Origin of the sequence: Haloarcula rubripromontorii, assembly GCF_001280425.1 — an archaeon.
GTDB lineage: Archaea > Halobacteriota > Halobacteria > Halobacteriales > Haloarculaceae > Haloarcula > Haloarcula rubripromontorii.
In genome coordinates this window covers 73,695-96,879 of record NZ_LIUF01000005.1, presented here as the reverse complement: position 1 = coordinate 96,879, position 23,185 = coordinate 73,695, and the positions used below count along the sequence as shown (strand labels likewise).

At 63.1% G+C, this 23,185-nt stretch carries 27 protein-coding genes and 1 tRNA gene; 16 read left to right on the top strand and 12 right to left on the bottom strand.

The features are described from left to right. Positions 1-17 precede the first annotated feature (17 nt). The 7 genes from AMS69_RS15530 (at position 18) to AMS69_RS15500 (ending at position 6,864) form a co-directional block, all read left to right on the top strand. The gene (locus AMS69_RS15530) at positions 18-479 is read left to right on the top strand and encodes a NuoI/complex I 23 kDa subunit family protein (RefSeq protein ID WP_004518194.1); all 462 of its coding nucleotides are present in this window, start codon (positions 18-20) and stop codon (positions 477-479) included. A gap of 276 nt (positions 480-755) precedes the next feature. Continuing rightward, the gene (locus tag AMS69_RS15525) at positions 756-1,025 is read left to right on the top strand and encodes an NADH-quinone oxidoreductase subunit J (protein WP_053968987.1); all 270 of its coding nucleotides are present in this window, start codon (positions 756-758) and stop codon (positions 1,023-1,025) included. Beyond that, the gene (locus AMS69_RS15520) at positions 1,022-1,378 is read left to right on the top strand and encodes a hypothetical protein (protein ID WP_053968986.1); all 357 of its coding nucleotides are present in this window, start codon (positions 1,022-1,024) and stop codon (positions 1,376-1,378) included. Before AMS69_RS15525 ends, AMS69_RS15520 begins: the two co-directional genes overlap by 4 nt. Beyond that, entirely contained in the window at positions 1,375-1,677 is a 303-nt protein-coding gene (gene nuoK / locus AMS69_RS15515; protein WP_053968985.1) for an NADH-quinone oxidoreductase subunit NuoK, read from the top strand. Before AMS69_RS15520 ends, nuoK begins: the two co-directional genes overlap by 4 nt. A 3-nt stretch (positions 1,678-1,680) precedes the next feature. Then, positions 1,681-3,777, top strand: coding sequence for an NADH-quinone oxidoreductase subunit L (nuoL, locus tag AMS69_RS15510; protein WP_053968984.1), 2,097 nt, complete (start codon positions 1,681-1,683; stop codon positions 3,775-3,777). After that, positions 3,778-5,313 carry a complex I subunit 4 family protein gene (locus tag AMS69_RS15505; protein ID WP_053968983.1) on the top strand — a complete coding sequence of 512 codons (1,536 nt, stop codon included), beginning with the start codon at positions 3,778-3,780 and terminating at the stop codon, positions 5,311-5,313. Continuing rightward, complete coding sequence (locus AMS69_RS15500; RefSeq protein WP_053968982.1) at positions 5,314-6,864, top strand: NADH-quinone oxidoreductase subunit N; 1,551 nt, start codon at positions 5,314-5,316, stop codon at positions 6,862-6,864. A gap of 20 nt (positions 6,865-6,884) precedes the next feature. Here the strand turns inward: AMS69_RS15500 and AMS69_RS15495 are convergent, their stop codons facing one another. Next, positions 6,885-7,832: an MBL fold metallo-hydrolase gene (locus AMS69_RS15495; RefSeq protein WP_053968981.1), complete on the bottom strand. Its 948-nt coding sequence runs from the start codon at positions 7,830-7,832 to the stop codon at positions 6,885-6,887. 148 nt (positions 7,833-7,980) lie between these two features. Between AMS69_RS15495 and AMS69_RS15490 the strand changes: the two genes are divergently transcribed. From AMS69_RS15490 to AMS69_RS15470, 5 genes are all read left to right on the top strand, one after another. Beyond that, on the top strand, positions 7,981-8,250 hold the full coding sequence (locus tag AMS69_RS15490; protein ID WP_053968980.1) for a DUF7553 family protein: 270 nt from the start codon (positions 7,981-7,983) through the stop codon (positions 8,248-8,250). A gap of 48 nt (positions 8,251-8,298) precedes the next feature. Then, positions 8,299-8,373 (top strand) — tRNA-Val (locus tag AMS69_RS15485). Positions 8,374-8,557: 184 nt separating this feature from the next. Continuing rightward, the gene (locus tag AMS69_RS15480) at positions 8,558-9,307 is read left to right on the top strand and encodes a pirin family protein (RefSeq protein WP_053968979.1); all 750 of its coding nucleotides are present in this window, start codon (positions 8,558-8,560) and stop codon (positions 9,305-9,307) included. A 94-nt stretch (positions 9,308-9,401) separates the two neighbouring features. Next, complete coding sequence (locus AMS69_RS15475; protein ID WP_053968978.1) at positions 9,402-9,962, top strand: NAD(P)/FAD-dependent oxidoreductase; 561 nt, start codon at positions 9,402-9,404, stop codon at positions 9,960-9,962. A gap of 94 nt (positions 9,963-10,056) precedes the next feature. Beyond that, the gene (locus tag AMS69_RS15470) at positions 10,057-10,470 is read left to right on the top strand and encodes a DoxX family membrane protein (RefSeq protein WP_053968977.1); all 414 of its coding nucleotides are present in this window, start codon (positions 10,057-10,059) and stop codon (positions 10,468-10,470) included. A gap of 16 nt (positions 10,471-10,486) precedes the next feature. Here the strand turns inward: AMS69_RS15470 and AMS69_RS15465 are convergent, their stop codons facing one another. The 4 genes from AMS69_RS15465 to AMS69_RS15450 form a co-directional block, all read right to left on the bottom strand. Then, positions 10,487-11,101 carry a TetR/AcrR family transcriptional regulator gene (locus AMS69_RS15465; protein WP_053968976.1) on the bottom strand — a complete coding sequence of 205 codons (615 nt, stop codon included), beginning with the start codon at positions 11,099-11,101 and terminating at the stop codon, positions 10,487-10,489. A 111-nt stretch (positions 11,102-11,212) separates the two neighbouring features. Beyond that, the gene (locus tag AMS69_RS15460) at positions 11,213-11,560 is read right to left on the bottom strand and encodes a TRAM domain-containing protein (RefSeq protein WP_053968975.1); all 348 of its coding nucleotides are present in this window, start codon (positions 11,558-11,560) and stop codon (positions 11,213-11,215) included. Positions 11,561-11,613: 53 nt separating this feature from the next. Beyond that, the gene (locus AMS69_RS15455; RefSeq protein WP_053968974.1) at positions 11,614-11,991 is read right to left on the bottom strand and encodes a hypothetical protein; all 378 of its coding nucleotides are present in this window, start codon (positions 11,989-11,991) and stop codon (positions 11,614-11,616) included. Between the two features lie 53 nt (positions 11,992-12,044). Next, the gene (locus AMS69_RS15450) at positions 12,045-13,286 is read right to left on the bottom strand and encodes a hypothetical protein (protein WP_053968973.1); all 1,242 of its coding nucleotides are present in this window, start codon (positions 13,284-13,286) and stop codon (positions 12,045-12,047) included. A gap of 107 nt (positions 13,287-13,393) precedes the next feature. Between AMS69_RS15450 and AMS69_RS15445 the strand changes: the two genes are divergently transcribed. Next, complete coding sequence (locus tag AMS69_RS15445) at positions 13,394-13,852, top strand: DUF6653 family protein (RefSeq protein WP_053968972.1); 459 nt, start codon at positions 13,394-13,396, stop codon at positions 13,850-13,852. A 72-nt stretch (positions 13,853-13,924) separates the two neighbouring features. Here the strand turns inward: AMS69_RS15445 and AMS69_RS15440 are convergent, their stop codons facing one another. Next, complete coding sequence (locus tag AMS69_RS15440) at positions 13,925-14,971, bottom strand: phytoene/squalene synthase family protein (RefSeq protein WP_053968971.1); 1,047 nt, start codon at positions 14,969-14,971, stop codon at positions 13,925-13,927. 136 nt (positions 14,972-15,107) lie between these two features. On the opposite strand from AMS69_RS15440, the gene AMS69_RS15435 reads away from it, so the two are divergent. Continuing rightward, a complete protein-coding gene (locus AMS69_RS15435; protein ID WP_202904566.1) occupies positions 15,108-15,350 on the top strand; it encodes a hypothetical protein in 243 nt (80 codons plus the stop codon). Positions 15,351-15,492: 142 nt separating this feature from the next. Continuing rightward, a complete protein-coding gene (locus AMS69_RS15430; protein ID WP_053968970.1) occupies positions 15,493-16,821 on the top strand; it encodes a glycoside hydrolase family 68 protein in 1,329 nt (442 codons plus the stop codon). A gap of 33 nt (positions 16,822-16,854) precedes the next feature. On the opposite strand, the gene AMS69_RS15425 is transcribed toward AMS69_RS15430, so the two are convergent. From AMS69_RS15425 to AMS69_RS20935, 4 genes are all read right to left on the bottom strand, one after another. Further along, complete coding sequence (locus AMS69_RS15425; protein ID WP_053968969.1) at positions 16,855-18,966, bottom strand: glycoside hydrolase family 32 protein; 2,112 nt, start codon at positions 18,964-18,966, stop codon at positions 16,855-16,857. A 220-nt stretch (positions 18,967-19,186) separates the two neighbouring features. Next, positions 19,187-19,321 (bottom strand): hypothetical protein, encoded by a 135-nt coding sequence (locus AMS69_RS21140; RefSeq protein ID WP_023843340.1) that lies wholly within the window; start codon positions 19,319-19,321, stop codon positions 19,187-19,189. A gap of 216 nt (positions 19,322-19,537) precedes the next feature. Then, entirely contained in the window at positions 19,538-20,473 is a 936-nt protein-coding gene (locus AMS69_RS20940; protein WP_238378557.1) for a hypothetical protein, read from the bottom strand. 27 nt (positions 20,474-20,500) lie between these two features. After that, a complete protein-coding gene (locus AMS69_RS20935) occupies positions 20,501-21,028 on the bottom strand; it encodes a hypothetical protein (protein WP_238378553.1) in 528 nt (175 codons plus the stop codon). Between the two features lie 210 nt (positions 21,029-21,238). Here AMS69_RS20935 and AMS69_RS15415 point away from each other — a divergent pair, with 210 nt between their 5' ends. Continuing rightward, positions 21,239-21,424, top strand: coding sequence for a hypothetical protein (locus tag AMS69_RS15415; protein ID WP_053968968.1), 186 nt, complete (start codon positions 21,239-21,241; stop codon positions 21,422-21,424). Here the strand turns inward: AMS69_RS15415 and AMS69_RS15410 are convergent. Next, positions 21,421-22,515, bottom strand: coding sequence for a rod shape-determining protein (locus AMS69_RS15410; RefSeq protein ID WP_053968967.1), 1,095 nt, complete (start codon positions 22,513-22,515; stop codon positions 21,421-21,423). The genes AMS69_RS15415 and AMS69_RS15410 overlap by 4 nt on opposite strands. 140 nt (positions 22,516-22,655) lie before the next feature. After that, a complete protein-coding gene (locus AMS69_RS15405) occupies positions 22,656-23,141 on the bottom strand; it encodes a FlaD/FlaE family flagellar protein (protein ID WP_053968966.1) in 486 nt (161 codons plus the stop codon). Between the last annotated feature and the right edge of the window lie 44 nt (positions 23,142-23,185).

Genomic DNA, 23,185 nt, shown 5'->3' with positions numbered 1-23,185 from the left:
ACCGGAGGTGACCTGTCATGATTGGAATCCTGAAATCAATGGCGACGACGATGAAACACGCCCTCGACGGGGAGACGTTCACGGTGGAGTATCCGGACGTCGCCCCCGAGGTGAGCCCCCGCTTCCGCGGTGTCCACAAGTGGAGCCAGGAGCGGTGTATCTGGTGTCGGCAGTGCGAGAACGTCTGTCCGAACAACACGATCCAGATCGTGATGGACGAGCAGCGCAACGGCGAGCAGTACAACCTCCACATCGGCCAGTGTATCTACTGTCGGCTGTGTGAGGAGGTCTGTCCGACCGACGCGATCCTGCTGACCCAGAACTTCGAGTTCACCGCGGACACGAAAGACGAGTTCGCCTACGACAAGGAACAACTCAAGAACGTGCCGTGGTACAAGGATATCGACCCGCTGGAGTCCCGCGAACCCGACCGGGGCGCGTGGATCGGCGAGGGCGACGGCGAAGTGGATTACCAATAACCCCTTTTGCGACGGATTTTAGCGGTTCTCTCTCGGGACAAGCATCGCGCTGCTTCATCCATACCGACATGGCGTGCTGTTCAGCGAGGCTGGCTGTCCAGTATTACTCCCAGAGTAGGCAGTCTCCATCGCCCGAATCCACCTAGATACTGATAAGTATTCCCCGGAAGGACGGAAGTGCCCCGAAATATGGGGGCCATACCGGCAAACAGTGGCTCTACTGGCGAGACGAAAGAGGAATCTTCAAAGGGACGCCGCAAAGAGTCTCCAAGTAAGATGGCACTGGCAGAGTCAATTGCGTTCGCGCTGTTCGCTATCGTAACGGTGAGCAGCGCTGCGGGCGTCGTGTTAGTCCGGGACGTCTGGCACTCGGCGCTGTTACTGGGCGTTTCACTCGTCAGCGTCGCAGTGTTCTACGTAATGAACCAGGCGGCGTTCGTCGCAACGATGCAGATCCTGGTGTACGTCGGCGGCGTCCTCGTCCTCATCACCTTCGCGGTGATGCTGACCCGCGAGGACGAGTCGGTGATCGAGGTGACACCATGACCACAAAGCCCGAACTACAGACGGAGGGGAGTTTCGTCGCTGGACTGGCCGCAATCGCCCTGTTCGTCGTACTCGGTGCAGTGTTCATGGGCGTCTCGTTTCCCGCGCCAGCGGGCTTTGGCGAGGGAGCGGCAATAACGAAGAGCCTCGGCGCGGCGATGTTCGACATCGAACCGGGCCTGCTGGTCGGCGACGCGGCCGTTCCCGGTGAAGGGTTCCTCGTCGCGTTCATCCTCATCGCGATCGCCCTCGACGCGGCCCTTGATGGCGCGTTGATGCTGGCGAAACGCGACGACGAGGAAGAAACCGTTGTCGCCGATGGCGGCACCCACCACGGAGGTGACGACTCGTGATTCCGGCTGAGACGTATCTCCTCCTGTCGGCGGCCATATTCTGTATCGGTCTGTTCGGCATCCTCACCCGACGGAACGCGCTCATCTTCCTGATGTCCGTCGAGCTGATGCTGAACGCTGCGAATATCAACCTCGTCGCGTTCTCGCTGCAACACGGGAACCTCACCGGCCAGGTGTTCACCCTGTTCACGATGGCACTCGCCGCCGCGGAGGTCGCCATCGGAATCGGTATCGTCCTGGTCCTGTACCGCAACTTCACAGACGTGGACGTGACGAAGGCGACGACGATGAGGTGGTAACAGATGGCTGCATTCACATACGCTCCGGCGATTGTCCTGCTGCCGTTCGTATCGTTCCTCGTCGCGCTGTTCGCTGGCGACCGCATGCCGAAAGGCGGCGCGTTAGCTGGCATCACTGCGACGGGCGGGTCGCTCCTGCTGTCGATCTGGGTCGCACTGACGGTGGCTGGCGGTGAGGTTCACAACGAGATACTGTACACGTGGACCGCAAGCGTCGAGTCGCTCCGGCTGAACTTCGGCCTGCTGCTCGACCCGCTGTCTGCGCTCATGCTGCTTATTGTCTGTCTCATCTCGTTCCTCGTCCACATCTTCTCGCTTGGCTACATGAACGACGAGGGCGAGACTGGCCTTCCGCGCTATTACGCCGGGCTCGGCCTGTTCACGGCGAGCATGCTCGGGTTCGTCGTCGCCAACAACCTCCTGATGGCGTTCATGTTCTTCGAGCTGGTGGGCCTGTGTTCGTACCTGCTCATCGGCTTCTGGTTCCGCGACGACGGCCCGCCGAGCGCCGCGAAGAAGGCGTTCCTGGTCACCCGCTTCGGTGACTATTTCTTCCTCATCGGCGTCGTCGGCATCTTCGCCACGTTCGGGACTGGTCTGTTCGCCCCGATTACGCAGGGCGGCGAAGTGGTCGCCGAGAGCTTCCCGATGCTTGCCGAACACGCCATCGTCGACGGCGAGGTCGAAGGGATCGCAATGCTGGAGACGGTCGGCATGGGACCACAGGCCTGGTTCACTGTGCTTGGCCTCCTTGTGCTGGGCGGTGTGGTCGGTAAGTCCGCGCAGTTCCCACTGCACACGTGGCTGCCTGACGCGATGGAAGGTCCGACGCCGGTCTCGGCGCTGATCCACGCGGCGACGATGGTCGCAGCCGGTGTGTACCTCGTCGCACGGATGTACGGCTTCTACGCGCTCTCGCCGACGGCACTGGCCGTCATCGCTCTCATCGGCGGCTTCACCGCGCTGTTTGCGGCAACGATGGGCCTGGTCAAACAGGAAATCAAGCAAGTGCTCGCGTACTCCACCATCTCCCAGTACGGGTACATGATGCTCGCGCTGGGGTCAGGTGGCTACATCGCTGCGGTCTTCCACCTGACGACCCACGCCGTGTTCAAGGCGCTCCTGTTCCTCGGCGCGGGGTCGGTCATCATCGCCATGCACCACAACGAGAACATGTGGGACATGGGCGGTCTGAAAGACCGGATGCCGGTGACCTACTGGACGTTCCTCGCCGGCTCGCTCGCACTCGCCGGCATCGTTCCCTTCGCCGGCTTCTGGTCGAAAGACGAGGTGCTGTACGAGGCGCTCATCCACGGCTTCGGTACCGAGGGTGGCCTCGGAACGGCCTACCTCGCGGCGTACGCGATGGGGCTGCTCGCCGTGTTCTTCACCGGCTTCTACACCTTCCGGATGGTGTACCTGACGTTCCACGGCGACGCGCGCTCGGACACTGCACGCGACCCCGAGCCCGTCCGCTGGAACGTCAAGGGCCCGCTGACGGTCCTTGGCATCCTCGCCACGACCATCGGGTTCATCAATATGGCCCCGGTCAAGAAGCTCACCGGTGCGGAGATCGACTTCCTCCACAAGTGGCTGACCGGACCCGAAGAGGGCGGCTGGCCGGCCCTTCTCTCGACGGATCTACACCACTACGAGGAGCTGCTCCACAATGTGCCCCACGTCGACCCGGCGTATCCGCTGGGTGGTGAGACCGGGACACTGCTGGTTTCAGCAGCCCTCTCGCTCGGGCTGGCGCTCGCCGGTGTGTTCGTCGCCCGGAGCCTCTATGCTGGTGCCGATCCGGTCGAGCATACGGACAAGCTTGGCGGTCTGAAGACGCTACTCATGCACAACTACTACCAGGACGAATATCAGGTGTGGCTCGCGACGGGTGTCACCTACCCGCTCGCCCGTGCGATGAACAAGTTCGACCAGGGTGTCGTCGACGGCGTCGTCAACGGCATCTCCAGCGTGAGCCTGTTCGGCGGCAGCCGCATCCGACGCATCCAGTCCGGCGTCGTCAGCAACTACGCGACGTTGCTGACGCTTGGACTCGTGCTCTTGCTTGCCGCCTTCGGCATCATGGGAGGGTGGTTCTAGATGTGGGTCGCTGCACTCCTGCTCGTGACCCTGCTGGGAACCGGCCTCGTGTTCCTCTCGCCTGACCGGTACGCCGGGAAGCTCGCCGCTGCCGTCAGTGCGGTGCCGGCGCTTGGCAGCATCTACATGTACTGGGTGTACCTCACGCAGTACGGCGGCACGGGTAACGCTCTGCTGTCGCCTGCCGATATCGCGTTCGGCCAGCAGATCCCGTGGATCACGCTGGGTGAACTGGAAGTGTCGTACTACGTTGGCCTCGACGGCATCAGCATGCCGCTGCTCGCGCTGACGACGGTCCTGACGACGCTCGCTATCGTCTCGGCGTGGACGCCAATCGACGAGCGCCAGTCCCAGTTCTACGGGCTGATGCTGTTCATGGAAGTGAGCCTCATCGGCGTGTTCTCCGCGCTCGATTTCTTCCTCTGGTTCGTCTTCTGGGAGGGCGTCCTCATTCCGATGTACCTGCTCATCGGCGTGTGGGGCGGCCCGCGCCGGAAGTACGCCGCGATCAAGTTCTTCGTCTACACGAACGTGGCGTCGCTGATCATGTTCGCGGGCCTGTTCGCGCTCGTGTTCAGCACTGACCTCACGTCGCTGTCCCTACCTGCGATGGCCGAGGCGTTCCGCACCGCGAGCGGCCTGCCGACCATCGCCGGCGTCAACCTGATGACCATCTCCTTCATCATGATGTTCTTCGGGTTCGCGGTGAAGGTGCCAGTCTTCCCGCTGCACACGTGGCTCCCCGACGCCCACGTCGAGGCCCCGACGCCGGTGTCGGTCATGCTGGCCGGGGTTCTCCTGAAGATGGGGACCTACGCTCTGCTGCGGTTCAACTTCACGATGCTTGCGGACACTGCACGGGCGCTCGCGGTTCCGCTTGCAATCATCGGCGTCGTCAGCGTCATCTACGGCGCGATGCTCGCGCTGGCACAGCGCGACCTCAAGCGCATCGTCGCCTACTCCTCGATTTCGTCGATGGGTTATGTCATCCTTGGGCTGGTCGCGTTCACGCCCTACGGTATGGGCGGAGCGACCTTCCAGATGATCGCCCACGGCCTCATCTCGGGGCTGATGTTCATGGCCGTCGGCGTCATTTACAACACGACGCACACGCGCATGGTCGGCGACATGTCCGGTCTCGCGGACCGCATGCCATGGACGGTCGGCATCTTCGTCGCCGCAGCCTTCGGCTACATGGGCCTGCCGCTGATGGCCGGCTTCGCCGGGGAGTACTTCATCTTCCAGGGCTCGTTCAACGCACCGACGCTCGGTGGAGCCGCGCCGGTGTTGACCTCGCTGGCGATGTTCGGCATCGTCATCGTCGCCGGCTACCTGCTGTGGGCCATGCAGCGCACGCTGTTCGGTGCCTTCAGCCTGGAAACGGACTACGAGGTCAGCCCGGCCGCGTTCCACGATGTCGCGCCGCTGGCCGTGTTGCTCCTGCTGGTCATCGCACTCGGCGTCGCTCCGGACCTCTCCTTTGCCATGATACAGGACTCGATATCACCGGTTCTCGAAATCGGAGGTGGTGCATAGATGGTCGCACTCCCTGACTGGATGGCGCTCGCCCCGGCACTCTCGCTGGCCCTCGCCTCCCTGGTGTTGCTGCTGTCGGACTCAGTCAACCCAGACACGACGAACACGGGGCTGCTAGCCGGTATCTCGGGCGTCGGCTCGCTACTGTCCTTCGGGTTCGCCGGCTGGTTTATCACCGCCGGCACCGGGATGGCAAACGACACCGGCGTCGCACTGTTCAATAATCAGCTCGTCATCGACCAGATGGCCCTGTTTTTCATGGCCATCGTCGGTAGCGTCACGACACTGGTCGTGCTCGCGAGCTACGACTACATCGCCAGCCACGACTACCAGGCCGAGTTCTTCTCGCTGGTGCTGCTGTCTGCGACCGGGATGAGTCTCCTGAGCGCGGCCAACAGCCTGGCGACGGCGTTCATCGCCCTCGAACTGGTGTCGCTACCGTCCTATGCGCTCGTCGCCTTCCTCAAGCACAACAAAGGGAGCGTCGAGGCAGGCCTGAAGTACTTCCTCATCGGCGCGGTGTCCTCGGCGGTGCTGGCTTACGGCATCTCGCTGGTGTACGCTGCGACGGGCGTGCTGCGATTTGACGGCGTCGCGACGGCTATCTCCAGTGGCACGATCCAGACCATCTCCGAGGGGTCGATACAGGCCCAATCCGGCGAGCCAGCCGTCCCGATGGCTATCCTCGGCGTCGGTATCCTGATGATCATCGGCGGCGTCGCGTTCAAGACCGCCTCCGTGCCGTTCCACTTCTGGGCACCAGAGGCGTACGAAGGCGCACCGGCACCGATCTCGGCGTTCCTTTCCTCGGCGTCGAAGGCCGCCGGGTTCGTGCTGGCGTTCCGCGCCTTCGCCGTCGCCTTCCCCATCGGCGACCTGCTCGCCGCTGGTGGAGCGATCAACTGGGTGATGGCGTTCCAGATCCTCGCCATCGCGACGATGTTCATCGGGAACTTCGCCGCCGCGACCCAGGAGACGGTCAAGCGGATGCTGGCCTACTCCAGCGTCGGCCACGCCGGCTACGTCCTCATCGGGCTTGCCGCCGTGTCCGGCTCCGGCGAGGGGCTGAGCCTCAGCCTGAGCGCCGGGATGTCCCACCTGCTCGTCTACGGCTTCATGAACACGGGCGCGTTCCTGTTCATCGCGCTGGCCGAGTACTGGGGCGTCGGCCGACGCTTCGAGGACTACAACGGTCTCGGCAAGGAAGCGCCGGTCGCCTGCGCAGCGATGACGGTGTTCCTGTTCAGCCTCGCCGGCTTGCCAATCGGTGGCGGGTTCTTCTCGAAGTTCTACCTGTTCTCGGCGACGCTCAACGTCGGCGCGTGGTCGCTGGCCGCCGCGCTTATCATCAATAGCGCGCTCAGCCTGTTCTACTACTCCCGCGTCGTCAAGGCGATGTGGATCGAAGAACCGAACGGCAGTCGGACCATCGAGTCCTATCCGATGGGACTGTACACCGCCGTGGTTGGTGCCGCGGTCGTGACTGTCCTGCTCGTCCCTGGCTTCAACCGCGTGTCCGAAATCGCGTTCCAGGCCGCGCAGTTGCTGTAAGCCCGGTTCGACGCGTCTTCTTACGCCGACTCGTAGACGAACACGCCGCCGCTCTCGCGTTTCTCGATGCGGCCAGTGACTTCGAGTACGTCTAGATGACCGACGGCCTCACTCATCCCGGCAAAGTACTCCGTAGCCGGGAGGTCGCCGAACAACGCTGTCATCACGTCGCTGGGCGTCGTCGCCCCGCCGGAGACGATGTCAGCGACCTCTGCAGTACGCTGGTCGTGTTCCGCGAGGATGTCATCGATTCGTTCCTGCGGTGATTCGACTGGCTCGCGATGGCCAGTGAGAAAGCGGTCGTGACCCTGCTCGCGGAGCCACCGGAGCGAGTCGTTGAACGCCGGCAACACCCGGGGCCGCGTCCCGCTCTTGTCTGGCACCTGCAGGAACGGATTGGGTGTGATGTCGCCCAAGACGTTGTCGCCGACGATTGCTTCACAACGACCCTGAAAGTCGTACGAGAAGATGATTTCGCCCGCAGAGTGGCCCTGAACGGTGTCGATGGTTAGTTCTGTGTCGTCGACGGTGACGGTGTCGCCGGCCGTGAGCGCGCGGTCGGTGTCGACGCTCTGGGCGTATGGCAGGAAGGCTTCCGGTAACTGTGTGACAGTTTCGGCAGTCTCACGTGAGACGCCACACCGCTCGAAGAAATCCGCAAAATAGGACTGTTCGGTGTGTAGCTGCGCCGCGAAATCACGCATGATCGCTGCTCCCGGCTTGCTGGCGAGGACACGCGCCCCCCGCTCGGCGAACCGGTTTGCCATGCCGAAATGGTCCGGGTGTGGGTGTGTGACCAGCACTTGCTCGATGTCATCCGGTGACAGCTCGCGTGCTTCGAGCGCTTCGACAAGCCGCGACCACGCTTCCTCACTGTCAGGTCCCGGATCGACAATCGTTCGACGCGCGAGGTATGCATTGACTGGCCCGACCTGAAACGGCGTCGGAATCGACACCCGTGTGAACATATCGCCTCGTTGCAGGTGGCGGCGCAAAACAGTTCGTACCCGGACGACACGTTTACTATCGTGGGCGCTCGCTATCCCTCGATTAGCCGCAGTTCCTCATTGTTTTCCGGGCACAAGAGATATATTCGTCCTTCGCGTAGGGACAGATATGAACAGGCACTTCGAAGACGCACGATACTACCTGAAACGCGCCGGGGAGACCGCTACCAAAGGCGTCAAGGAAGAGCTCGGACCGGTCGAGGAACGCTTTCGCGAACTCACCGGGAAAGAAGAAGAGCCCGAACCCAGCCGACTGGAGGCGGTCAAAGCGGACCTGAAGGAACTACAGGAGAAAGCCGAGGGCGAAGCCGAGGAAGCGATTGCCGACGCTCGCGAGAAAATCGGAGACTACCGCGGCAAAAGCGAGACCGAAGCGTAGTCGGAAAGCAATTCTTAAGGGATGTGCTCGAATAGAGGTGAGTGCGTTGGGTTGGTGATCTAGTTCGGTTATGATACCTCCTTCACACGGAGGAAGTCGGCGGTTCGAATCCGCCCCAACCCATCCGCTTGCTGCACATTTTCCAAGGAGATTATCGGACGCTCTGCAGACCGTACTATAGCGAGCGGTCACACGAATCCCGACCTGACACCGCGTAGCTGGTCGACCATCCGCCAGCGATTGGGCCGCACACCGACGAGCGGAAGCGTACCCGGCCGCTTTTACCGCTCGGTAAACTAAAACGGGTATGACCAGCAGCGAGTCTCACGCGTCGACTGATGGCCCTATCGCTGGGGAGATGGTCCGACACGGGACAGGCGTGAATTCGAACCGTGCGTTTCCGACGGAGAGCTATCCGTCCAGTCTGGACCCATTTGTCCTGTTCGAGCAGTTTTACATCGACCCTACCAAGGGGTTCCCGATGCACCCGCACCGCGGGTTCGAGATCGTCTCGTACATGATAGCGGGTGGAATGGAACACGAGGACTCGCTGGGCGTTGCAAACACTGCATACGAGAACGACGCGATGCGTATCACGACCGGCAGCGGGATACGTCACTCCGAATTCCCTGCCGACGGGCAGGCCTGCACAGGACTACAGCTCTGGGTGAATTTGCCGCAGGCCGAGAAGGACGCTGATCCGGACTACGTCGACGCGTCGGCCGACTCGCTGCCGACAGAAGAACAGGATGGCGCAACGGTCACGACGGTTATTGGCGGGGACTCACCGATTAGCCTCCATACGCCGATGGAGTATCTTGATGTCGCTGTGGCCGACACGTGGACGTGGTCGGTTCCGGAGGGGTGGTCCGGATTTCTCTACGGTGTCACCGGTAGCGGAACGGTCGATGGCCATTCGTTCACAGAGGGTGATGTGCTGCCAATCACCGACGCGCGGTCGGTGGCGCTCCAAAACGATGAGTCGCTCCGTGTCGTCGCTGTCTCGGGCCGCCCACACGGCGAGCCGATCCGGCAGCGCGGGCCGTACGTTCTGTGAGTTGCCGCTGGTCGTGGCTGAGGACCATAGACAGACTCTCTCCAGATTTTACCAGATGGTAAGACTCTTTTACCGGCGACCCATGCTGTGAAACATGGCAGATGTGGCAGTTGTCGGCGGCGGCCCCGCCGGCCTGAGTGCGGCACAGTACGCTGCGAAGAACGACCTCGAAACGATCGCCTTCGATACGGACGAGTCGTGGATGCACAAGGCGCACCTGTTCAATTACCCCGCCGTGCGGTCCATCAGCGGCGAGGAGTTCCTCACCATCGCTCGCGGGCAGGCCCGTGACCGGGGCGCGACGCTCCACGAGACGGAGGTCACGGCCATCGAACAGACCGACGATGGGTTCGTCCTGACGACGGACGACGACCAGTACACCGCGGAGTATGTCGTCCTCGCAACCGGTGGCGACCGGAGCCTCGCCGAGGACCTTGGGTGTGCATTCACTGACGAGGATGTCGTCGACGTGACCGTCGATATGGAAACGTCGGTCGAGAACGTGTACGCGACCGGGGCGATGGGTCGAGCGGAGAAGTGGCAGGCGGTCATCGCGGCCGGTGACGGTGCTGCTGCCGTTCTCGACATTCTCTCGAGGGAGAAAGGCGAGTACTACCACGACTTCGATATGCCGTCAGACGTGCCGGAACTCTAACGATGCAGTCAGATTTGACTACTACAATGAATTCCGCCCCGATTCCGAACCGTACTGTTGGAAACGCTCGTGTGGTCTCGGTGGTGAGCGCCTGATGGCACCCGAACTCGACGTGGCGTTACTCGTCGTCGGCCGCGTCCTCTTCGGCGGCGTCCTCGCCTTTACTGGCCTGAGCCACTTCACGCAGACCGAGCAGATGGCCGGCTACGCCGAGTACAAAGGGCTTCCAGCGCCGAAGGTCTCCGTCCTCGCGTCCGGTGGCCTCCTCATTCTCGGTGGCCTCGGTGTAACCGTCGGCGTCTTCCCAGTCGTTGCGGCAGTCGCCCTCGCAGTGTTCCTCATCGTCTCAGCCGTTACGATGCATGACTTCTGGGCCGTCCCGGACGAGGACCGACAGGACGAACTCAACAGTTTCCTGAAGAACGTGACGCTCGCCGGCGGGGCACTCGTCGTCGCCGCGTCAGCAACCGGTACATGGGCGCTCAGCGTCGGCATCGGCCCCGTCTGAGTCTGTTCGGCCCAATCTACTGTGGCGGGTACAGCGAGTCGAGAATAAAGTCGTTGACGGCGCGCTTGGCTTCGTCGGGTGCGTCCTCGTGGCCGAGCGCGATCCGTCGGCCGCGGGCTGCGTGAATGACATCCGTAATAAGCTGGCCCATCAGGTCAGCGTCGACATCGCGAAACGCGCCCTGCTCGATCCCGTCTTCGATGACCGTCGAGATACTTTCGCGAAGTCGGTCGTAGTGCTCGTTGAACAGCGCTCGATGCTCCGCGTCGTTTTGCGCGTAGGCGTACAGTTCGTGGTACACCTTCATCCGGTCCCAGTGCGAGAAGTCGTCGAACTCCGGACCGAACAGGCATCGGTCGATGCGGACATCAAGCTCTGTTCGGGGATCGGTTTCGTCGTCAACCTCGACGCTGCCCTCGTACTGGTCGATAATGTACTCCAAAAACGACGAGATCAGGTCGTACTTGCCGTCGAAATGGTAGTGGATCACCTGCCGAGACATATCCATTTCCTCGCCGATGTTCCGGACCCGCAGGTCCTTGTAGCCGTGCTTGCTCAGCGCCCGAAAGGTGGCCTCCATAATGACCTCTCGGGTGTCCTGTGGCGTGCTCTGCCCGTCCGATTCGCTCATGGCCTGTTTTATCGTGGTAGGCACATATCGGTTTCTCCATCCGGCGGGATTGGTGAGCCAGCGTCCGACCACTGCGTACTCCACCGCACCACCGTGGGTGTCTCTCCCCGCTCACGCACGTTCGACGAACCGAGCATCGGCGGAGGTGTGGCCCCGGTTGAACGACAGCACCTTCGCCCGGATCACGTCACCAGCTGACACCGACGACGGCACGTCCTCCGTGAACAGAACGAACCCCTCGACTTTCCCGACGGCGACGCGGTCGCCGGAGTGGTGGTCGCTGAATTCGGTGATGCCGAACTCGTAGGTCTCACCGAGTTCTACAGGCGGTTCTCGCTCCTGTGCGGCCTCGTGAGCGCGTTTCGATGCACTGCTCTCTGAGCGACGGGTAATCGCGAACGCCAGCACGAGGCCCACTGCGAGGGTCACTCCACCGGCGGCGAGCCAGATCGGTTCCATGCCAAGCGTTGCAGGACGAACGGATTAATACCTTTCAGACTTCTGCGACAGCGTTACAGTCCGAGACGGTCCAGAATTCCCCCGCCAGAGTCCGATTCCCCGCTCTCTGGGTCCCACTCTGTTGGTAGCTCTGCCGCGAGCGACGTGACCTCGTCGTCGCTGTAGCGGGAGTCCTCCGTCGCGTCGTCGAGCCAGTCAGCCCACTCCTCGGCCGTCAGCTGCCCCTGCGAATCGACCTCCCACTGGTCGACCAGCGCCTCCCGGTCGCGAAACGGGATATCCATGCCGCTGTCGCCCCAGTATAGCGGGGAGAGCGCGAACTCGTGGGTATCGTCATCCAGCCAGACGAGCCGATAGGGGTAGTCGTTGTAGCAGAATACGTCGTCCGGCGAGACGACATCGCCGTTGGGGAGTTCCAGGGTCCGGGCCATCACACTCACGTAGGGGCTACCGACGTTTCAGCGTTGCGCGCGAACCGACACCGCTACGCGAGCGGGTCACACAGCGCCCACTCGTCCGTTTCAGGGTCGAGGTTCGAGGGTTCCGCGCCCCGGTCAGTCACGATACCGGCGTGGTAGTACATCGCCTTCAGTTGGAACACGGTGGGTGAGTGATAGACGCTGCCATCTGTCAGTTCTGCGCGGCGGAGGTCCCCGTCGCCAGTCAGCACCTGCTGGCGGACCGCCTCGTCGCCACGGAGAAACAGTTCAATGGTGAACTCGGGATGCAGCGCGTGGAGGTACTCGACGAATTCGACGAGTGACGGGGACCCGTAGCCGTCCCGATGGCAGGCGTAGAGCCCGTCAACGAGGCGTTCCGTGGCCGGGTAATCGGAGACGACGCGACGGACGAGCTGGCCCCACTGTGGCGCGATGTCGATGAACCGCTTCCGGGACCGCTGCCAGTCCTCGAACCGTTGAAGGGCGGCGTCGAGGTCGCCGACCGTCCGGAGTGCGAACCGGACGACTTCCCGCCCCAGCGGTGTCAGCGTGAGTGTGCCCTGCCCGGTCTCGATCAGATTCAGAAACGCCGCTCCGGCGATAGCCCCGTCGACGGCACCGACGACGTGGGACGCAAGCAGGTCCCGTGCGTCATCATCGTGGTGGACAGCTAACGGTACCGCAATGTAGTTTTTCGGATGGTTGAGTCCGAAGTTCTGGTCGGCAACGCCCTGGGCACTGGCCTGAAACCGGACTGCCGAAGCGGCGTCCATCGACCCGTGGCCGACCACGCGTGGCCGTTCCAGAACCGCGACTGAGCCGTCGGATGTGACGCCCAGCACACCGACGTTTAGCTCGCGGGCCATCGTCCGGGCGGCGGTTGAGATGCCGCTCCGAGGCGCAGCCATGAAGGCCACGTTGGCTTCGTTGAGCCGGTCGTGTGCCTGTACAACCCCGCGTTCGGCGTCGACGCCGCCGTTGCCCGTGTAGCCTTTCGCCTCGACGGCGATAAGCGGCGGCCGGTCACCGAGCCGGTCGACGGACAGCAGGTCCGTCGAGAGCGTCTGTACGCCAACGAGGTCGGGATAGCCGGTCCCGACCCGGACGTGGTTGAACGGCGCGAGCGTCGCCTGTACGGACGCCTCGATAGGCGTATCGTCCAGCCAGCGTTGCTGTGCGAACTGCGTGTCCGCGACGACGTAGGCGTCCTCGCGGTCGGTAAATAGCCTGTCTTTCGTCCGGGCGAGTACCTGTGGCTCGGAGAGTCCCGACACCGCTGTGGCCATAGACGGCGTTCACACAGGGTGGACATGAGTGTTCTGCCCCCGTTCGAGGCCTCTGTTCTGGGTCCCACTGGCAGTAGTGTTATTATCTGACACGACAAGGAGAAGATATGACTGCACCACTCCCGGACAGCGTGCAGGACCGGTTCTGGGCCCGGCATTCGAACCCCAAGAGCGGCTGGTCGCGTGTGCCGACCGGCGCTGTGATCGTGTACGCTGTGTATCAACGGGACTGGCGGCTCCTGGCTGGGGCCTTCCTGTGGACGCTGCTCAATCCAGTCCTATTCGCGCCGCCCGAGACTGAGGACGCCTGGATGACCCGTGCTGTGCTGGCAGAGCGGTGGTGGCTCACCGAAGAGTCTAACGGGACCATGGGAACTGAGTACCCGAACGTGTGTAACACTGCCGGCGCGCTGGCGTCGGTCATCGCCCTGTACGCTGCCTGGCGTCGTCGGCCGGTCAGCGCTGCAGTCGCAACGGTTGCGATGGCCGGATTGAAGCTCTGGTGGCTCCGCGAACTCGTTCAGGAGTACGACGCGCGTGAAGGAGACACCGACGGTCACAGGTAGGGGGCTGTCTGTTCGCGCGTATAACAGGGGCCGCCGGTGTAACCGGAAAATAGGAATGTCTCTGTGGGGCCGTCAGTACTGGTGGAGCGGCTGCTGGCGGATCTTGGCTCGCAACTCCCCGATAGAGGGATCGCCGTCGCCGCCGAACTGCTGTGTCACGGAATGGACTTCCTCGCGGGAGATCTTGACGTTGCCCTGCTCGATAACGTCGGCAGGTCGTTCGCGAAGCTCACGAATCGTACCGACCGCGAGCAGGAACGGAATCGCCCACGCGGAGAGCGTGTTGCCGCGGGTTTCGGGCATGGCTTCGAGCCACGCCTGTGCGTCGTCGAGGTAGCCCTCCGCTCGCTCGGTTACCTGCTCGATGACGGGGACCAGCGAGTCAACGTTGTCCGTGTTGCTCACGTCGCTGTGGTCGAGTCCCTGCTCGTGGAGCAACTCCAGCGGGAGGTAGACGTTGTTCTCCTCTTCCATGTCCGTCGCGGCGTCCTTGGCGACGTTGACGAGCTGGAGCAGCAGGGCGAACGACCGGGCGTTTTCCTCCATCTGGGCGATCTGCTCGTCGGTGGCTTCGTGGGAAACCAGTCCGGTCACCAGCGTGCCGACGGTGCCCGCGGCGTACCAGCAGTACTCTTCGAGTTCGTCGAGCGTCTTGATTCGAAGCCCGCCGGCCTCGGCGTAGCGGTCGACGAACATCGCCATCCCATCGACGAGTTCCCGGACCGGCCCGCGGATGGTCCGCGTGGAGTGGTCGTCGAGCGTGTGAAACACGTCGACGATGCGGCCCGCGTTCTCGACGACTTCCCAGTCAGCGTTCGTCGTCGTGGGGATCCACTCCTCGACGGCGTCGTGGAACGACGATACGGTCGTCCCGCTCGACGGTTCGAGCGAGCGGCTGTACGTCTGTAGGAGTTCGGTCTGTACCGCTGGAGGGAGATGACCGGCGTCCTCGATAGTGTCAGCCACACGACAGAGGAGATAGCCCAGACAGATGTCCCGGGCCATCGGTTCGTTGAGTTCCGAAATTGTGAGACTAAACGTCCGCGACACACGATGGACGGCATCGTAGCACCACTCGATGTCTTCCGAAGACGACCGGTCTGTGTGGTTCTGAGACATTCCCGACATCCGGGGTAGGGCATACGATGATAAAAATGGGACGGCTACGGCGTCAGTCTCGTCCCGGTCACGGGTCGGTGGTCCGACAGACTCAGGAGTGTCCGAGCCTAACTCGGTGTATGGACGGCACAGCAACGTGGGGGCTGCGACCGTGAACAATCAGGATACAGTAGTGCTGGTGCTGACGGTCGTTGCTGCGATTATCCTCCCGGGCCTCGCAAACTGGGGATTCAGTACACTTGGCTACCCGTGGATCGGGAGCGGTGTCTGGGCGCTGGGATACGGCCTCGGCGTCGTCTTCATCTGGTACGAGTGGGTTCGGCCGCTCGATATCACCGGTCCAGAGGGTGTCGGCGGCAGCGAGGACTCAAGCGAGTAACGTGCTGTTCGGCCCTCTGGCTACCGACTGTCTGTTTTCTCTGCCAGCCCTATCCCGAGAACACACGTATTGGAGATTTTTCATACAACACCCGTAGTACCTCCTGACAACATTTATAGCCGTGGTCGGCCCAACGTGAGGTATGACAAACGAGGCACTCGGCGAGAGCCGTCCCGGAACGAGGGGACGCGCCGGGTGGACACGCGAGCAGGCGAGCCGGATTGCGCGCACCGACGACACCGTTGCCCCCATCGTCTATCCGCCGGAAACCGAACAGATCCCCGAGGTTCATATCTGGGACACCTGGTTCCTCCGGGAGCGCGACGGCACACTGGCGACGGTCGACGGTTACCGGATCTGTTTCTCGCTGACCGCCCCGTCGGACCTGTTGCCCGGCAAGCGCCACGACGTGGCGACTATCCGCTGTTTCTACTCTGACGACGGTCGCAACTGGCACAACGCCGGCCCGGTGTTCGAGGACCCGCTGGGGCAGCGCCAGTGGGCCGGGTCCGCCCTGTATGACGACGACGGCAGCGTCTATCTGTTCTACACTGCGGCCGGCGAGGAGGGGGCCGACGACCTGACCTACACCCAGCGTATTGTCGGTGCAGGTGGCGGCACCATCGACACAGCCGACGGGTTCGAACTCTCCGGTCCGTGGACCCACCACGAACTGCTCCGGCCCGACGGCGAGCGCTACGAGCGCGAAGACCAGTCCCGCGGGATGATCTACACTTTCCGTGACCCGTGGTTCTTCGAGGATCCGGAGACGGGCGAGACGTGGCTCCTGTTCGAGGCGAACACGCCAGTGCAAGAGGGGAGCGACGCCTGTGGCGGCGACGACGCGTTACAGGAGTTCAACGGGAGCGTCGGGATCGCTCGCTCGCCAACGGGCGACCCGCTGGCGTGGGAGCTTGAAGACCCGCTGCTGGATGCTGTGGGCGTCAATCAGGAACTCGAACGGCCCCACGTCGTGTATCGGGACGGCCTGTACTACCTGTTCGTCTCCAGCCACCTCCACACGTTCGCGCCGGGCCTAAAGGGGTTCGACGCGCTGTACGGCTTCGTCGCCGAGGAGCTACGGGGCGACTACGTCCCACTGAACGAGTCCGGCCTCGTCGTCACCAATCCCGAGAACGCGCCGTTCCAGTCCTACTCGTGGATGGCGTTTCCCCACGGCGACGAGGTACTGGTCCAGAGCTTCTTCAACTACTACGACTTCGCCGGCGAGACGCTGGACGAAATCGCCCACCTGTCCGAGTCCGAGCAAATGCGGCGGTTCGGCGGTTCGCTCGGCCCGACGCTCCGGCTCGATGTCGAGGGGAGCCGGACGCGTATCATCGGGACGCTCGGGCACTGGCACATCCCGCTGGACGGCGAAACACTCCCACTGACGGATCGGGAGCTGATTCGACGGGGGCAAGGCGTCGACGCGGGCACCGGGAGCTACGGCGCGCGGACGGAGGAGTAACCGACCGGACGGCGGTATTCTGGCCCGGACTGGTCACCAGACGCCATCCAGTTCCCAGATATCCAGCGACGCGATGGTCGCGCGCCCGCCCTCGGCTGACAGCGACATGCCGGTCGCGTCCTCACGAGTCGGGTAGACGCGGCTGGTCAGGCAGTGTCGCTCGTTGGCGAACACCTCGACGACGCTCCCGTCGACGAAGACGCGCAGCGACAGCGGCGCGTCGTAGGGCCGGACCCGCATCGACTGGGTGTCGCCGGTCGCCTGGGGGTCGGTGCTTGAGGCCGACCGGTCGACCGCGAGTTCGCTCTCGTAGGTGTATCGGATCGGCGTCCGCTCCTCGCCGTCCGGCGTTTCGAGGACGGACAGCTCGACGGCTTCGGCGTCCTCCAGCCGAACCGTGGCGCGGAGTTCGAACGACCGGCTCTCGACCGGCAACTGCTCGGTGTCGCCAGCGCCGAGCCGCACCACGTCGTAGCTGGTGTTCTCACCCCGTAGCTCGGTGAGTTCGGGAGCCGGCCGCTGGCAGAGACCGCCATCGTCGGCCAGCGACAGCTCCCGGGGCAGCGACATCGCGCCGGACCAGCCGGCGTCCCACTGCCCGCTCACGTCGCGGGCCTCGGGGAGCCACCCCCAGGTCAGGATGCGACCGTCGTCGGTCCACATCGACTGCGGGGCGTAGAAGTCGCCGTGGTCGAGCTTGTCGCGGCGGTCGACCTCGAACTCGCCGTCCGCGTAGGAGCCGAGGAAGTACACCACGTCCTCGTAGTTTGAGATGTGGAGGAGCTGTCGATCCCCGAAATCGAGCAGTTCGGGGCACTCCCAGACGGTCCCGGCGGTGTCGCGGTCGCCGGCGAGAATGGGGCCGCGATACTCCCAGTCCCGGAGGTCCGTGGACTCGTACAGCAGCGCCGCGCCGCCGCCGCCCTCCATGCCGGCCCCGATGAGCTGGTACCAGGTCCCGTCCTCGCGCCAGACGCAGTGGTCCCGGAACTCCCCCTCCCAGTCCTCGGTGCGGAGGACCTCCGGCTCGGTCGGCAACTCCTCGATGATGGGGTTGTCCGGGTCCTTGTCCCAGGCCGTGAGGTCGTCGTCCGCGGCGGTGGCGATACAGGGAAGCTGGCGCTTGTCCCGGCCGCCCGTGTACAGCACGGTCGGGACGCCGCCGTCGTCGACCGCACAGCCAGACCAGCAGCCGTCCCGGTCAGGCCCCTCGGGCGAGGGCGTGAGCGCGACCGGGCGGTCCTCCCAGTGGACGAGGTCGTCGCTGACCGCGTGGCCCCAGTGGATTGTGTTGTGGAACGGGCCGACAGGGTTGTACTGGTAGAACAGGTGATAGCGACCGTTCCAGTGGATGAGGCCGTTCGGGTCGTTGAGCCAGTTCGCCGGGGGCGTGACGTGGTAGGACGGGCGGCACGGGTCGTCGTCGAGTCGCTTGCGTAGCTGCCCAAACGTGTCGATGTCCTTCGGACGGCCAGTCAGCGGATGCCGGTCGTCCGTCGCCAGAAATCTCAGCGCGTTCTCGATGAGCGTCTCGCGGTTGCCCTGACACACGTCGTGGGTCGGCTGGGCGAACGCTACCGAGGAGCCGACGCCGAGCACTTGACCGTCACCGGGTTCCCATGAGATGGCCGCCATCCCCTTGACCACGTCGGTGTCGCCCCGGACCGTACTTGCGAGCACGTCCCCGGACTGGGGCGCGATTGACTCGTATCTCGCGTAGGGAATCGTCACGCCGGGACCGCGGGTGTGGACGCGCAGGGTGTCGTAGTCCGCGTGGATCGGGTGGTCCCCGTAGAGGGCTTGCCAGAGGTGGCCGGTCGGCTCGGGGATCTCCTCCCAGCCGGTCGCATCTGGCGCAACCGCCTCGAAGCCGAGCGGTTCGACGGCCGAGAGCGCGCTCAGTGTCAGCAGGAGCGAGCCGCCGTCACGAACGTACGCGGCCAGCGCCGGCGCGTCGGCAAGGACTCGCTCGTCGAACAGTTCGTCCCGATGCCACCAGAGGACATCGTACTCGGTGGGATCGACAGAGGCGAGTGCGCACCGCTCGGCACCGTCGAGTGCCTCCTGACACCAGTCGTAGGCCGACGCCTGCTCGTCCGTACAGGCGTCGGCGTAGAGACAGCCGATGCGTGGCGAATCTGCCATTGCCCGTTATCCCCGTCTGAAATATAAAAACATTCGGCAATCGTTTCTGATCGGATATGCACGCTATTGTGTACTACGGCGTTGCTGTGGGCAGCAACCATCCGGCAGCCCACTGGCTGCCTACAGTGTGGACGCACCCAGCTCAGCGACAGTCAGGGAGGACCAACAGCCAGAGCAGTGGCTGACAGCGGACTATCGATGAAAAAGCGAGCGGAGCCGGTCAGTGGACGCGGGCGTTGCGGGCCTCGGCCTTCCAGTCGATGACGGTCTCGTGACAACTGGGACAGACGAACTCGGTGAGTTTTGTCGTCTGATCGTTGTATGACATCCGCGTGCCACAGTTGGTGCAATCCATTATAATTGTATATATTCTACTATGGGATATAAATTTTCTCCTGCACATGGTCGGTCCGGGCGGGAGACGGCCTGACACGGCTGAATTATGCTATCTTATCACATGGCTCGAAGCAGAAACTCCCATCTGTGTCGACAGCGCCACCGCGACACAGTTCTCCAGAGCGAACGGACAGAGACAATGGACGGGTCGCTGAGAACGGATGGCTAACAGGGACTACGACCCGCCGTGTTCCGTCGGATCGATTTTCGGGTCGATGCTACCGTCCTCGATATCCGAGCGGTCGGTCGTGTCAGTCGGCGACGGCGAGCGCTCGTTGGCGGTCGTGATGTCCGGGTCCGGCGTCGCCTCAGTCCTGTCGAAGCGGTCGTCCACGTCGACCGGGTCGCCATCGAGTCTGGCTTTTGCCCGCGAAAGCCGCTGTTCAACGGCATCGAGTTCCGCTTCCAGGTGGTCGGTGGCGTCCGGATAACAGTCTCTTGCGTCTGCAAGGGCAGTTTCGAACGCCGCTTTTGCCGTCTTGTACTCCGCTAACGCGGCGTCGGGCTGGCTGGCGTCGGCGTACCAGTCCCCTGCCTCCATCGCATCCGTCGCGACTGTCCGCCGCGCAGTGACGAGGTTCTCCGCGACGGTTCCCAGCCGGTCCCGGACCCGCTCGGGGTCGCCAGCGAACCGGCGTTCGTCCGCGCCCCAGTCCAGTTCGAGGACCTCACGGTAGGCTTCGAGTGCCTTGGCCCAGTGTTCGGCGGCGGCAGCGGGCTCCGCCGCCGCGACAGCCTCGTTATCGGCTGCAGCCGCAGTGCGCAGCGGCGACTGTTTGAGGTCGTCGATGACCGTTTCGAGTCGGTCCCGCTCGGTACGGATGTCGGCGAGTTCGGGCACGCCCTCCGTTGGAAGTGAAAGAATCTCGTCGTACTCCACTCGCGCCGCCTCGTAAGCGTCGTACGCCGCCTCGAAATCGCCCTCTCGCCAGTGCTGCTCGCCGGTGTCGACCGCCCGTCGGGCGCGGCTGCGGCGGACCTCCGTGAGCATCGCAGTGTGGCGGTCTCGCACCGTTGTAACGCGGTCTTCGAGCGCGTTCGCATCGCCGGGCGGCCCGAACTCGGTGGCTGTCTCGCCGGCCACGTCAAGGCGGTCCCCGGCTTCCAGCACCGTCGCCAGTGCCTGCTCGTAGTCCCCCTAATCGCGCTGTTCTGTCGCTCTCACGAGCATCCGCTTGACCTCGTCTACGATGTTCTCGACGCGAACCCATGCCTGTGACGCATGGGAGAGATACGCAGTCAGGTCGACGATTCCTTGTTTGCCACAGTGGACCCGCCACTCCGTCCCGCCACACCGCCGGAGCGTGATCTGGCCGTGTCCCAGCGAATGGTCTCCCGCGACCTGATCGATATCGACGTGTGGAACGGCGAACCGCCTGTCGCCGTCGTCGTTTCCCACTAGCACGATGAGTCGCCTGTCCGTCACGACGCCGATCATGCGGTAGTTGCTGCCCGGCTGCACCGTCTCACCAGACTTTGACGTACCGAGTTCGACGCCGTGCTTGCGGCTGGTGAGAGCGAACTGTGGGGTCTCGTCGTCGTCAACGGCTGCCAGTGCTGGCTCGTCGTGGAGATAGCCAGTCGAGAAGAGCCCGCCCGGCCCGGTGCGGGTGAGAATATCCGGTGGATCCTCGTCTAAATTATTTAATTTGATAATTTTTCCCATTAACGGGCCAGAATACACCTGAAGACTTGAGTTTGACTTATGTATTCTGATACTGGTGTAGTAAATTACTGCAGTCTTCACCTGAATTGCGCTGTCGCGTTCCCCATCAGGCCGCGGCCGCCGATACCCGCGTATCTCGCCGCGCCGTCCGTCAGCCGGCAGACGACTGTCTGACTTGACTTTAGGTGTCAGGCCCTCATAGCCGAGCATATGCCACGTACTCGTCTCGGCGGGAACCCGTCTCAGAAGCGACAGGGTGGTGACCTCACAACTGAGGTGACCGGCCTCGGAATCGACACTGACGTATTCGAACTGCTCTCGACCGGTCGCGGTCACAAAATGGCACAGTCCGAGCCCAGAATCGAGCGGTGGCTGGACTGCTGGCGGAATCCCTAGTTAGTCTCGACGAGACGCGCCGCGATCCGCTGTGCGCCGATGGTTGGTGCGACGTCCGGTTCGTCGGCGGCGATGACCTCGATGTCGCGGTTCAGTTCCGCGCTGAGTCGCTCCTCGAACTCGTCGACGATACCGGGAATGCAGGCCATGCCGCCGGTGATGGCGATCGGCCGGTCCAGTGCTAGCTGGTACACCTTCATGTAGTCGTTTGCCAGTTCCGGCAGGAACGTGTTCGCCAGTTCGTCGACGGCGTCGTCGAGGTACTCGTTGACCGCGTCCATCACAGAGCGCTCGATGGTGAACTCGTGTGAGCCGCCGCCGGGCTGCTGGATGATGTCCGTGAACGGCTCGAAATCGACGAAGTCGGCGTGTTCCTCCTTGTATTCGCGAGCAGTCTGGTTGTCGATGTTGACACGGCCCTGCGTTTCTTCTTCGACGTAGTTGGCGATCATCCGGTCGACTTCGTTCCCGGTCACTGCGCCCGTCGTGAACGGCGAGAGTTGCTCGCCGCGGCGATACGCGGAGGCTTCGAGGTTCGTCGACCCCATGTTGACAGCGACGAAGATCTCGTCGATGGCTTCGAGGTCGTCGCCGAAGGCCGGGATGGAGCCACACAGTGACTCTGGATAGCTCTCGACGAGTTCCAGCCCGATGGAGGAGTTCTCGATGACGTTCTGGAGGTTCTCCAGCCCAGTCGGATTGTCGATGGTCGGAATAGCGTACACGACGCCGCTGTTTGCCGGGATGTCGTGTTCCTCGATGATCGCCTCGAAGAACGTCTTGGTCATATCGGCCCGGTCGGCGTCCTCGGGCAATCCAGACCGGAGCATGTACTCGACGCGGTCCGGATACTCGCGGGCGGCTTCCTCGCCGTAGAGGATTTTCTCCTCGCCGGTCAGGGCGTCCTCGTACGTCGCCATGCACGTCAGTGTCTTGATGATTCGGTTCTCCGTGCCGTGTTCGCCCGGCAGGGCAATGACGGTCCGGGTACTCCCGAGCTTGACCCCGACCGGAACAGCGGCAGCGCCGCTTGACGACACACCGGCGTCCGATTCGGACCCGGTGTCGTCGTCCGCATCCTCGTCACTCATATACGGTCGTCCTTGTCGACCGCCCGATATATATCCTCTCCCTAGTATTCAGGACTGATAGCTGTCCCCTCGGGTGACTGATACTGCGTCTCCCCCAATATCAGGGATTCGACCGACAGAATTGCTGCTGAAAACGAAGGTTACGTCATCGCGGTGAGCTTCGCGATGTAGACGAGGCTCAGCATGTGGTCGTCGACGCTCAGCTCGTTGTCGTCGTTGGTCGCGGACTCGTCGATGCCGAGCAGGTAATCCGAGAGGTCGTCCTGGACGGCCTCAGTTATCCAGTCGATGGAGCGGTAGTAATCGAGCGCTTCGTCGGCCCCCTGATACCCGGAATGCATCAGCAGGAACTCGAGCCACTCGAAGACCACGAACTCCGCGGCGTAGGTCTCGGGTAGTGTTTCGAGATAGGGTTTCTCCTGTGCGTCACCACCGAGGAACGGCAACAGTTCACGGTACAGCCCGGAGCGGAACGAACTCCCCGCAAGCACCTCTTCATCGGAGTCGTCAAGCCCCATGTCCAGGTCTGTCGGGTCCGGGACGTCCTCGTCGCCCATCCCGTTGCCCCGCTGACGAGCCATCTTCCGTAACTCGTCGAGGTCGTAATCACGCGGGTTGATGGTCATGATACTGACCCTTCAATCTACACAATCATAAATCTTGCACACCG